The following is a 10,698-nucleotide window of genomic DNA, read 5'->3' on the forward strand; positions in this document are numbered from 1 at the left end:
AAAACGACCTCGACATTCCCGCTCTTGCCCATACAAGGCCGGTCGTGTGAAATCGTCTTGCAACAGATTAGGATTTTCGATGACCACGCGCAAGCCCAGGGGCGAATACAGAGGTGAATCAAGGAGCGGCTCGAAAGACCGGGGCTCCTTTCAAAGGAACTCCAGAGCTTTCGATAGTGCTGAGGAGGATCTCTGGATCTATGGCCAGCACGCGACCTTGCTGGCGCTGGCAAACGCCAGACGTCAGAAAAGACGGCTGCTGGCAACGCCGGAGGCCCGGCGGCGACTCGCCGAAGAACTGGAGCCCTTGACCCAAAGTGCATCCCTCCAGATTGAAGAGCTGCATCGGCGTGATATCGAGCGCCTGTTGCCTGAGGGCGCCGTACACCAAGGTATTGCGATGCTCAGTCAGCCGCTGGCCGATCTGCGCCTCTCCGACTGGCGGCCGCCTGAAACGGGGCGCTGCGTCGTCGTCGCTCTCGACCAGGTTACCGATCCGCATAACGTCGGCGCGGTCATTCGTTCGGCCGCGGCCTTCGGCGCCTCCGCTCTGCTTTTCACCCGCCGCCACTCCCCCGGGGAAACCGGTGTCTTGGCCAAGACAGCCTCCGGCGCCCTGGAATGTGTGCCGATCATCCGTGAGACCAATCTCTCGCAGGCGCTGGAGTCGCTTCACAAAATGGGATTTCTAACGGTCGGCTTGGCCGGCGAAGGCGAGGAATCGCTGGAGGCCATTCCAAACGACGTCGAGAAGATTTGCGTGGTTTTGGGCGCCGAGGGAAAAGGGCTGCGGCAAAAGACGCGGGAAACCTGCAAGCAGCTCGTCCGTTTACCGACCCGTCCCCCGATCGATCAACTCAACGTTTCCAACGCGGCGGCAATTGCACTCTATGAGCTGCTGGGGCGATCAAGCTGAGGCCTGCAAAAATTTAAAGAAACTTCTCCGGGGATGAACCAGACACCATCCGCGTAAGTCTTTAGGACAGGCGATGAACGATCTTGCCTGCCCCCTGAGAAATCGAACGGAGAAGATAAATGAAAAAGTATGCAGCCCTCCCCCTGGCGGCGATCCTGGTAGCAACTCTGGCTGTCCTTTCGGGTGTAACCGACGTGAACGCCGGACAACGCCATGGGAAGATGTTCGAGAGAATGGACAGTAACGGTGACGGTGTTCTTTCTGCCGTCGAAGCGGAAGCTGCAGCACTAAGCCGGTTTGAGAAAATGGACGAGAACGGCGATGGCGTGATCACCAAGGCCGACATCTCGGCCATGGCACTCGCCCGTTTTCAAAAGGCCGACTTAAACAGCGACGGTGAGATCACCCACGAGGAAGCCAAAGCCGCACGTGAGGCCTGGCGCAAGGAGCATCACGATCACGATTGATCGTGGCGCTTTGAGGCCCTCCAGACTTTCCCGATAACATTAGAAACTGGGCGGGGTGCAGGCAGATACAACCACTGTCTCCGCCCCGTCGAGGTTCTTGAAGCGATGCGGTAGACGACTGTCGAAATAATAACCGTCACCCGCCTTCAAAATCCGCCTCTGATCACCAACAGTAACTTCCAAGCTTCCCGATACGACAACGCCTGCTTCCTCCGCCTCGTGTCGCAACAGGCTTTCGCCGGTATCGGCGCCCGGCGCATAGCGTTCCAACAGAACCTGCAGTGCCCGGCCGGTCAGGTCGCGACCAACTTGGCGATAGGAAATCTTGCCCCGACCAAGTTCAACCATTTCCTCACTGGCAAAGAATACCTTCTCACGCGGCGTGTCCTGCCAGGCAAAGAAATCCGACAACGAAATGGGAATGCTATCCAGGACCCTTTTGAGCATTCCGACCGACGGGCTGGTTCGGTTTTGTTCAATGAGGGAAATTTGCGCATTCGAAACGCCGGCGCGTTTTGCAAGCTCACGCTGTGACAGTTTATTCATCTGCCGCAAGGAGCGCAAACGCTGCCCGAGATCAAAACCATCCTGGCTCGACATTCTTTACCTTCTGCTTAGTCGTTAATATGTTAAATATATATAACATTTATGCTGATAATCAGCCATATTAGGTCGCTATTGTCAATTTTCTTTATCGATAGTATTTTCGGCCCGTTCAACATACCAGTCTTTAGGAGCAGCCCCATGGAGATGCCAAGCGGCCTTGGCGATTTCGACCCGACGCCAAACAATCTCGAAGCTTTCTGGATGCCATTCACTTGGAACCGCGGGTTTAAGAAAGACCCAATGCTCCTCGCCGAAGCACAGGACATGCATTACACCACCACCGAGGGCAAGAAAGTTCTTGATGGCACGGCTGGTCTTTGGTGCTGCAATGCCGGGCACGGTCGCCGCAAAATTGTGGAAGCCGTTCAAGCCACGGTTGCCAAACTCGACTACGCACCGAGCTTTCAGGTCAGCCACCCTTTACCGTTTGAGCTGGCGAGCCGCATGACCAACATGCTCTCGGGCGATTACGACCATGTGTTCTTCTGCAATTCGGGTTCCGAGGCAGTCGACAGCGCCTTGAAAATTGCGCTCGCCTATCACCGTGTCCGCGGCGATGCAGCCCGTACCCGATTGATCGGGCGTGAACGCGGTTATCACGGCACCGGCTTTGGTGGAATCTCCGTTGGCGGTATCGTCAAGAATCGCATGTTCTGGGGTCCGCTTATCAACGGCGTCGACCATTTGCCACACACCTTCAATCTTGAGAAGCAGGCTTATTCCAAGGGGCAACCCGAATGGGGCGCCCATCTGGCCGACGAACTGGAGCGAATCGTCACTTTGCACGACGCTTCGACCATCGCCGCCGTGATCGTCGAGCCGGTCGCCGGGTCGACCGGCGTGCTGCTCCCGCCAAAAGGCTATCTCAAGCGCCTTCGGGAGATTTGCGACAAACACGGCATCCTCTTGATCTTCGATGAGGTGATTACCGGCTTCGGGCGTCTGGGTTCTTCTTTTGCTACAGAGCACTTCGATGTGCAGCCCGACCTCATCACCTGTGCTAAGGGCTTGACCAACGGCACCATCCCCATGGGTGGCGTAATCTGCCGCAAGGGCATCTACGACGCCTTCATGGACTGGGCCGACAACACCGGCAACACGATTGAGTTGTTCCATGGCTACACGTACACGGCGCATCCAGTCGCGGCGGCGGCAGCCCTGGCAACGCTGGATGTCTACAAGGAGGAAGGTCTCTTTGAACGGGCGGCGGAATTGGCTCCCTACTGGGAAGACGCCGTTCACGGCTTGAAGGGGACAAGGCATGTCATTGACCTGCGCAACATTGGCCTAATCGCGGGAATCGAGCTGGAGTCCCGCCCCGGCAAACCGGGTGCTCGTGCCTACGAGGCCTTCCGAAAAGCCTTTGATGCAGGCGTGATGATCCGAACGACCGGTGACATCATCGCGCTGTCTCCGCCACTGATCATCGAAAAGAGCCATATCGATCAGATTTTCGAAACGATCCGCACAATTCTAACCGATCTGGATTGACGCTAAGATAATGCCTCGTGAAAAGGCAGCAGCGGGCTATCGCGTCGCGGTAGCCCGCCATTCGAACGGGACTAGGCCATAGCAAAAGGGACAATAAATCATGCTCGTGGGCGTGCCAAAGGAAGTGAAAAATCACGAATACCGCGTTGGAATGACTCCAACTTCCGTGCGTGAACTGGTTCATAACGGCCATCAGGTCATGGTTGAAAGCCGTGCGGGCGCAGGTATCGGCTTTGACGATCATCACTATCAGGAGGTTGGTGCGTCAATCATTGGGACAGCTCAAGAGATCTTCGCGAAAGCGGATATGATCGTGAAGGTGAAGGAGCCTCTTCCTGCTGAATATGCGATGTTAAAAGAAGGCCAAATATTATTTACCTATCTACACTTAGCGCCCGATCTTGAACAAACAGAAGGACTCGTAAAGTCCGGCGCCATCTGCATCGCTTATGAAACAGTGACGGACCGCCGGGGACGTCTGCCTCTCCTTGGCCCGATGAGCGAAGTCGCGGGCCGCATGTCGATCCAGGCAGGCGCCCACTGTCTCGAGAAAGAACAAGGTGGTTCGGGAATGCTGCTGGGTGGTGTTCCGGGTGTGCCCGCCGCCAAGGTCGTGGTCATCGGCGGCGGGGTTGCCGGCACAAATGCGGCTCGTATGGCCATGGGATTGGAAGCCCATGTGACGGTCATCGACCGAAACATTGAGCGTCTTTACGAACTGGACATGCAGTTTGGCCCCATGCTGAACACGATCTATTCCACCGTGGACGCGATCGAGCAACGAGTCGTGGATGCGGATTTGGTCATTGGTTCGGTTCTGATACCGGGCGCCGCCGCTCCGAAGTTGGTTACGCGCGATATGGTCAAGGCCATGCGCCCCGGTTCAGTGCTGGTGGACATTGCTATTGATCAAGGCGGGTGCTTCGAGACCAGTCGTCCAACCACGCATGATCACCCGACCTATGTCGAGGAAGGCTGCGTACATTACTGCGTCACCAACATGCCGGGTGCGGTCGCGCGCACGTCAACCTTCGCGCTGAACAACGCCACCCTGCCCTTCACGCTGGCGCTGGCTAACAAGGGAAGCCGTCAAGCATTGGCGGAAGACCCGCACCTGCGTCAGGGACTGAACGTCGCGGAAGGTAGGATAACCTACAAGGCTGTCGCCGATGCACATGGCATGGCCTTCACGCCGCCGGAAGAATACCTCGGCATATCCTATTAGGGTTTAGATAGTGCCCGGGCTGGCGACGCTTACCACCTGCGCGGATTTGAATGAAGCGAGAAGCCTGCGTGCTTTGCTGGAGGACGCGGGCTTTTTCGTTTTTCTGCCGGAGGAACACCATCTATCAACCGTCTGGTTCCACGAGGTCGCCACAGGCGTGCGCCTGCAAGTCGAAGCTGACTCGCTGCAGGCCGCCCAAGAATTTCTCCAAGCCGTTCAGGAAGAGATTTCACAGCCCGATCGAGGCACCCATCAATCCAATACAGATTCGATTTGTCCGGCATGCGGTGGAGCCGATATCCATCGCGGTCGCTCACTGCTGGCCGGTATAGCCGGGCTCGTCTTGGCGGGTCTACCCCTGGTCTTGGGGACAAGAAAGCGGCTGTGTCGCAGGTGCGGCCATACTTGGAAAAGCCAGGCCCGAGCCTAGGGAAGCAGGTCGCGCAGACGGTACCAGGTCATTGCCAGAGCCAACACCGGGGCCCGCAACCATTTGCCACCGGGGAACAGGGAATGCGGCAGCTTTCCAAAAGCATCGAAGCGTTCAGCCTGCCCGGCGATTGCCTCGGCGATAACCTTTCCTGCTATTCCAGTCAAGGCGACACCCTGACCCGAGTATCCCTGTGCAAAGTAGATATTCTTTTGCTGACCCGTCCGGCCTAGGTGTGGCGTTCGCTCCACTGTGATGCCGACATATCCGCCCCAAACGTACTCGAATGTCTCGTCGCGGAGCTGCGGAAAGACCTTCACCATCTTGCGCCGCATGACGCCAGGCAAGTTCGGCGGCATCAATGTCGTGTAGCTGACGCCACCGCCGAAAAGCATGCGGTCGTCACCGGAGCGCTGAAAATAATTGAGGACAAAATTATGATCCGCCACGGTCGCATTGGTTGGCAAACAATCCTCGGCCAAGGCCTTGGGCAGGGGGCGAGTTGCGCCGATGTAGGTCCCGACCGGCATAATCCGCCGGCGCAGTTTTGGAATGAGGTCGCCGAGGTATGCGTTGCAGGCCATGACGACAAACGGTGCCGTGACGGCAGCGCCATTGTCGGCGTGGAGCGTTACCTTGCTGCCTTCCTCAATCCTGGTTACGCGGGTCTCCTCGAACAGTTTGACGCCTGCGGCCCGGGCCGCGGCTGCGAGACCCAGGCAATAGTTCAAAGGATGCAACCAACCTGCCCCACCATCGACAAGCCCGCCGACATAAGCTGGTGAATTGCAGTAAGCCCGCACCTCAGCCCCGCGAACGACCTTCAATTCGGCTCGGTAGCCATAACGGCGCCAGGTTTCCAGGGTTTCATCCATATCTGCAAGATGGCGCCTTTTCTCGGCAGCATGGAGGTAACCCCAGCGTAGATCGCAGTCTATTGCATGCTTGGTCACCCGTTGCCGGATGATGTCCTTGGCTTCCTCCGAAAGGTCCCAAAGCAATTGGGCGTTGGCCCTGCCAACCCACTGCTCGATCCTGTCGATCCCCGGGTTATATTCAGTCCCGATATGTCCACCGTTGCGCCCGGATGCCCCCCAGCCGATGCGCTCGGCCTCTAGCAACACAACGGAGAATCCCCGCTCGGCCAAATTCAACGCTGCGGAAAGGCCGGTGAATCCGCCCCCCACCACGCAGACATCGGCATTCACCGATTCCTGGAGCGCCGGCTGAACGGAAAAGGCGTTGGCACTCGCCGCGTAGTAAGACTCCACATGGTTGGCCGATAGCATTACGGCTCCCTCGATTGCAATAGTGTGAAGGCCTCAAGTGCCCATATTCCGCTGATTCGCGGGCATCCGATCATCAGTCTAGCTTGCCCAAATAAGCGTCTCGTGATAGCCATAGCGTAGTTTCATATGGGAGCCAACAGGCCTGAGATTCCTTACCGCTAGGTCCAACCCAGAATCGGCCCGGCGAATAATTCGAAACGAGATTTTATAGAGAAGCGAGACTCTGCATGTCTTCCGAAAGCGGCGTTGCGGCCGTTAAGCGCTTTATCGAAGAACATCATATCGAAGAGGTCGAATGTCTTGTCCCTGACATGGCCGGCATCGCCCGTGGAAAAATTCTTCCCGCCCAGAAGTTCCTGCGTGGAATGACTGAGAATGGCCTGCGAATTCCGGAATCGGTTTTCATCCAGACAGTGACCGGCGATTATCCTGATAGCGATGGTGTGACCGACCCCGGTTCCAGCGATGTATATCTACGGCCGGACCCTGGCACCATCAGAGTGGTCCCTTGGTATGACGAACCCACCGCGCAGATCATTGCCGACGCTTATTACCTGGATGACGAAACGCCGGTCGAGATAGCCTCGCGCCAAGTGCTCAGCCGTGTTTTGAGGCTCTATGATGCGCGCGGCTGGCGCCCCGTCGTGGCTCCTGAGCTCGAATTCTATTTGGTCGAGGTCAATACCGACCCGGATTATCCTCTTCTACCGCCTATCGGGCGCTCGGGGAGACGGGAAACCTCACGCCAAGCTTATGGGGTGGACGCAGTCAACGAATTCGATCCCCTGTTCGAGGAAGTTTACGATTTCTGCGAAGCGCAAGGCATCGATATCGATACATTGACGCATGAAGCAGGCGCCGCTCAGATGGAGATGAACTTCAATCACGGCGACCCGCTGGAGTTGGCTGATCAAACCTTCCTGTTCAAGCGCACCGTCCGCGAGGCAGCACACCGTCACAAGGTCTATGCGACCTTCATGGCCAAGCCCATGGCAGACGAGCCGGGTAGCTCCATGCATATCCACCAGTCCGTGGTGGACGCCAAGACGGGCAAGAACCTGTTCGGGAAGAAAGATAATTCCAATAGCGATCTGTTCTTGTCCTACATCGCCGGATTGCAAAGGTATCTGCCGGCGGTGATGGCATTGCTGGCGCCCAACGTGAACTCCTACCGCCGTTTGCGCCCTGGCGCGGACGCGCCGATCAATACGCACTGGAGCCACGACAACCGTACCGTGGGCCTGCGGGTTCCCGTCTCCACGCCTGCCGCCCGCCGGATCGAAAACCGAGTGGCCGGTGCCGACGCCAACCCCTACTTGGCTATTGCGGCCTCACTAGCCTGCGGCTACCTGGGCATGACGGAGGAGTTGGAGCCGACCCGTCCTATCGAAGGGAGCGCCTACCGTTTGGCTCATACCCTTCCTCGCACACTCTATGATGCTGTCTCCAAGATGACCGGCAGCCGACCGATCAAGGATGTGCTGGGTGAGGATTTCGTGACCGTCGTCAGCGCAGTGCGCGCCGAGGAATTGGACGCCTACCAGCGGGTTATTTCGTCCTGGGAACGGGAACATCTGCTTTTGAATGTCTGATGTGATCGGATGAAGAGCGCACTCCGGCTTCACCCGTAGGCATTGGGCTAAGGTTGGTTTTCTGCTATAGGAGAACCATGCGAAATCGCTTCATCACTTTCTATGGCGACCTTCTTGGCAAAGCGCAGCCCTGCTCGTTGGAGTTGGAAGCGGCGCGGTTGACCGAGGGATCGCTGAGATCCAGGCGCCAGGACCTGATGATCCTCTGCGCCCGGATCGGCTATAACCCCTAGAGGCCTGCGGAACGATCCCGCCTGCCTGCGCGAACAGCCGCAGGCGGACGGCAGAGTCGGTGCCGCCATTTAGACGCCCGTCTTATCCGTTAGCCTCCAGGAGTATGAAATCATGACGACCCAAGCTCTGCGCAATACCACGACGGTTTGGAAAGAACAGGACCGCCGTCACCATATACACCCCTTCACCGACAGTAAGGCGCTGCACGCTGAAGGCGGCACACGCATCATTACTAAAGCCCAAGGCTGTTACCTCACTGATTCCGAGGATCATCAGATTCTAGACGGCATGGCCGGATTGTGGTGCGTCAACGTCGGTTACGGCCGTCAAGAACTGGCGGAAGCCGCCTATAAGCAGATGCAGGAGCTGCCGTACTACAATACCTTTTTCAAGACGGCGACGCCGCCGCCGATCGAACTCGCCGAGAAACTCGCAGAACTGGCGCCTGAGGGCCTGAACCGGGTTTTCTACGGCTCCTCCGGATCGGAATCGAATGACACGGTCGTCCGTCTCGTACGGCATTTCTGGAACCTGATGGGCAAGCCCGACAAGAAGGTATTCATCAGCCGCGAGCACGCCTATCACGGTTCAACCTGTGCTTCCGCCAGTCTGGGCGGGATGACTGCCATGCATAAGCAGGCCGATCTGCCTTTGCCGGGTTTCGAGCACGTCATGCCGCCCTACTGGTACGATTTCGGCGCTGGCATGGACCCTGCGAGTTTTGGAAAGAAGGCCGCCAAGGCCGTCGAGGACAAGATTCTGGAACTGGGCGCGGACAAGGTGGCGGCTTTCATCGGCGAACCCATCATGGGTGCCGGTGGCGTCATCGTGCCGCCTGAGACCTACTGGCCGGAAATTCAACGTATTTGCAAGCAGTACGACGTTCTGTTGATCGCAGACGAGGTTATCAGCGGCTTCGGACGGGTCGGTACCTGGTTTGCCAGTCAGAAACTTGGAATCAAGCCGGATATGATGACCATGGCCAAGGGCATCACATCCGGATATCTGCCGCTCTCTGGACTGATGGTAGGTGACCGGATCGCCGACGCGCTCAGCGAGGGTGGCGACTTCAATCACGGCTACACCTATTCAGGCCACCCGGTCGCCTGTGCCGTTGCCTTGAAAAACATCGAGATCATCGAGCGCGAAGGCCTGATAGAGAGGGTACGCGACGAAACCGGCCCCTACCTGCAGGAAGGCCTCGCCAGCCTGGTCGACCACCCCTTGGTCGGGGAGGTGCGGGGCATGGGACTGCTTGGCGCGGTGGAGTTGGTAAAGGACAAGGACACCCACGAGCGTTACCCAAACAATCAGGCTTCGATCGCTTGCCGTGACCACTGCATCAAAAACGGCCTGATGTTGCGGCAGGTGCGCGACGGGATGATTATGTCGCCACCGTTGATTCTGACGAAAAGCGAGATCGACAAGTTGATCAGTATCCTGCGAAGCGGACTGGACGCGGCCAAAGCTAAGCTCGGCTGATATCATGCCTGAGGAACCCTCGGCGTCTAATGACGTCGGGGGCGCCTCGATAGGCAATGAAAGGAGCTATGAAATGCGCGAAGTGACGGTCGCAGCCACACAGATGGCCTGTTCCTGGGATAAGGACGCCAATGTCAGTAAAGCCGAGTCCCTCGTGCGCGAAGCAGCAGGGCAAGGGGCGCAGATCGTCCTTATCCAAGAGCTCTTCGAGACACCCTATTTTTGCCAGGATCAGAAGCAGGAGTACTTCGCACTGGCTCATCCGCTGGAGGATCACCCAACCATCGCGCGGATGGCTGATCTTGCCGCCGAGCTAGAAGTCGTCCTGCCCGTCTCCTTTTTTGAAAAAGCCAACAATGCCTACTTCAATTCTCTGGTGGTGATCGATGCCGACGGGAGCCTCTTAAACCTCTATCGCAAAAGCCACATTCCTGACGGCCCCGGTTACCAGGAGAAGTTCTACTTCAATCCAGGGGATACCGGTTTTGTCGCCAGCAAGACTCGTTATGCGACCATCGGCGCGGCAATTTGTTGGGATCAATGGTTCCCCGAGGCCGCCCGTTCAATGGCCCTGCAGGGTGCGGAGATCTTGTTTTACCCCACTGCGATCGGCAGCGAACCCCAAGACGCCTCGCTCGACAGCAAGGACCACTGGCAACGTACGATGCAAGGGCATGCCGCAGCAAACCTCGTGCCCCTGGTGGCCTCCAATCGCATCGGCAAGGAAGAAGGCGCCGGCGGCGAGATTACCTTCTATGGCTCTTCCTTCATTGCCGACCAGACCGGTGCCAAAGTCGCCGAAGCCGACCGCGACAGCCAAAGTATCCAGATTGCCACCTTTGATCTTGATGCCGCAGCCGCCAAGCGAGCCTCCTGGGGTCTGTTCCGCGACAGGAGACCCGACCTTTATGGGAATCTCCTGACGCTGGACGGCGAAGATGACTGGTAGCACCCCGCCTTCGTTTA

10 protein-coding genes are annotated in these 10,698 nt (G+C 57.6%); 8 read left to right on the top strand and 2 right to left on the bottom strand.

Going from position 1 to position 10,698, the window contains the following annotated elements; all coding sequences use genetic code 11:
* Nucleotides 1-79: 79 nt before the first annotated feature.
* Together ABIE63_RS07370 and ABIE63_RS07375 are read left to right on the top strand one after the other, a co-directional pair.
* Nucleotides 80-916 carry an RNA methyltransferase gene (locus ABIE63_RS07370; protein WP_354503787.1) on the top strand — a complete coding sequence of 279 codons (837 nt, stop codon included), beginning with the start codon at nt 80-82 and terminating at the stop codon, nt 914-916.
* Nucleotides 917-1,035: 119 nt separating this feature from the next.
* Nucleotides 1,036-1,383 (top strand): hypothetical protein, encoded by a 348-nt coding sequence (locus ABIE63_RS07375; RefSeq protein WP_354503789.1) that lies wholly within the window; start codon nt 1,036-1,038, stop codon nt 1,381-1,383.
* A 39-nt stretch (nt 1,384-1,422) separates the two neighbouring features.
* Here ABIE63_RS07375 and ABIE63_RS07380 read toward each other — a convergent pair whose 3' ends face one another.
* Nucleotides 1,423-1,983, bottom strand: coding sequence for a cupin domain-containing protein (locus ABIE63_RS07380; RefSeq protein ID WP_183415725.1), 561 nt, complete (start codon nt 1,981-1,983; stop codon nt 1,423-1,425).
* Nucleotides 1,984-2,127: 144 nt separating this feature from the next.
* On the opposite strand from ABIE63_RS07380, the gene ABIE63_RS07385 reads away from it, so the two are divergent.
* Both ABIE63_RS07385 and ald read left to right on the top strand, forming a co-directional pair.
* Complete coding sequence (locus ABIE63_RS07385) at nt 2,128-3,480, top strand: aspartate aminotransferase family protein (protein WP_322091217.1); 1,353 nt, start codon at nt 2,128-2,130, stop codon at nt 3,478-3,480.
* Nucleotides 3,481-3,580: 100 nt separating this feature from the next.
* The gene (gene ald, locus ABIE63_RS07390) at nt 3,581-4,705 is read left to right on the top strand and encodes an alanine dehydrogenase (RefSeq protein WP_354503790.1); all 1,125 of its coding nucleotides are present in this window, start codon (nt 3,581-3,583) and stop codon (nt 4,703-4,705) included.
* 426 nt (nt 4,706-5,131) lie between these two features.
* On the opposite strand, the gene ABIE63_RS07395 is transcribed toward ald, so the two are convergent.
* Nucleotides 5,132-6,424, bottom strand: a complete 1,293-nt coding sequence (locus ABIE63_RS07395; protein WP_354503791.1) for an FAD-binding oxidoreductase — start codon at nt 6,422-6,424, stop codon at nt 5,132-5,134.
* A gap of 227 nt (nt 6,425-6,651) precedes the next feature.
* Here ABIE63_RS07395 and ABIE63_RS07400 point away from each other — a divergent pair, with 227 nt between their 5' ends.
* The 4 genes from ABIE63_RS07400 to aguB all read left to right on the top strand — a co-directional run bounded on the left by ABIE63_RS07400 (nt 6,652) and on the right by aguB (nt 10,681).
* Nucleotides 6,652-8,016, top strand: a complete 1,365-nt coding sequence (locus ABIE63_RS07400) for a glutamine synthetase family protein (RefSeq protein ID WP_354503792.1) — start codon at nt 6,652-6,654, stop codon at nt 8,014-8,016.
* A 77-nt stretch (nt 8,017-8,093) separates the two neighbouring features.
* Complete coding sequence (locus tag ABIE63_RS07405) at nt 8,094-8,249, top strand: hypothetical protein (RefSeq protein WP_183415729.1); 156 nt, start codon at nt 8,094-8,096, stop codon at nt 8,247-8,249.
* 112 nt (nt 8,250-8,361) lie between these two features.
* Nucleotides 8,362-9,732, top strand: coding sequence for an aspartate aminotransferase family protein (locus ABIE63_RS07410; RefSeq protein ID WP_221205756.1), 1,371 nt, complete (start codon nt 8,362-8,364; stop codon nt 9,730-9,732).
* A 73-nt stretch (nt 9,733-9,805) separates the two neighbouring features.
* Nucleotides 9,806-10,681, top strand: a complete 876-nt coding sequence (gene aguB / locus ABIE63_RS07415) for an N-carbamoylputrescine amidase (protein WP_354503793.1) — start codon at nt 9,806-9,808, stop codon at nt 10,679-10,681.
* Nucleotides 10,682-10,698 lie beyond the last annotated feature (17 nt).

Source organism: Limibacillus sp. MBR-115 (assembly GCF_040549425.1).
In the GTDB taxonomy this organism is placed as follows: domain Bacteria; phylum Pseudomonadota; class Alphaproteobacteria; order Kiloniellales; family CECT-8803; genus Limibacillus; species Limibacillus halophilus.

What these genes read in the sequence shown, in the direction of transcription:
- ABIE63_RS07400 (WP_354503792.1), top strand. Translation starts at nt 6,652, where the DNA reads ATGTCTTCCGAAAGCGGCGTTGCGGCCGTTAAGCGCTTTATCGAAGAA.
- ABIE63_RS07410 (WP_221205756.1), top strand. Translation starts at nt 8,362, where the DNA reads ATGACGACCCAAGCTCTGCGCAATACCACGACGGTTTGGAAAGAACAG.
- ABIE63_RS07375 (WP_354503789.1), top strand. Translation starts at nt 1,036, where the DNA reads ATGAAAAAGTATGCAGCCCTCCCCCTGGCGGCGATCCTGGTAGCAACT.
- ABIE63_RS07395 (WP_354503791.1), bottom strand. Translation starts at nt 6,424, where the DNA reads ATGCTATCGGCCAACCATGTGGAGTCTTACTACGCGGCGAGTGCCAAC.
- ABIE63_RS07380 (WP_183415725.1), bottom strand. Translation starts at nt 1,983, where the DNA reads ATGTCGAGCCAGGATGGTTTTGATCTCGGGCAGCGTTTGCGCTCCTTG.
- ABIE63_RS07385 (WP_322091217.1), top strand. Translation starts at nt 2,128, where the DNA reads ATGGAGATGCCAAGCGGCCTTGGCGATTTCGACCCGACGCCAAACAAT.
- ald (WP_354503790.1), top strand. Translation starts at nt 3,581, where the DNA reads ATGCTCGTGGGCGTGCCAAAGGAAGTGAAAAATCACGAATACCGCGTT.
- aguB (WP_354503793.1), top strand. Translation starts at nt 9,806, where the DNA reads ATGCGCGAAGTGACGGTCGCAGCCACACAGATGGCCTGTTCCTGGGAT.
- ABIE63_RS07405 (WP_183415729.1), top strand. Translation starts at nt 8,094, where the DNA reads ATGCGAAATCGCTTCATCACTTTCTATGGCGACCTTCTTGGCAAAGCG.
- ABIE63_RS07370 (WP_354503787.1), top strand. Translation starts at nt 80, where the DNA reads ATGACCACGCGCAAGCCCAGGGGCGAATACAGAGGTGAATCAAGGAGC.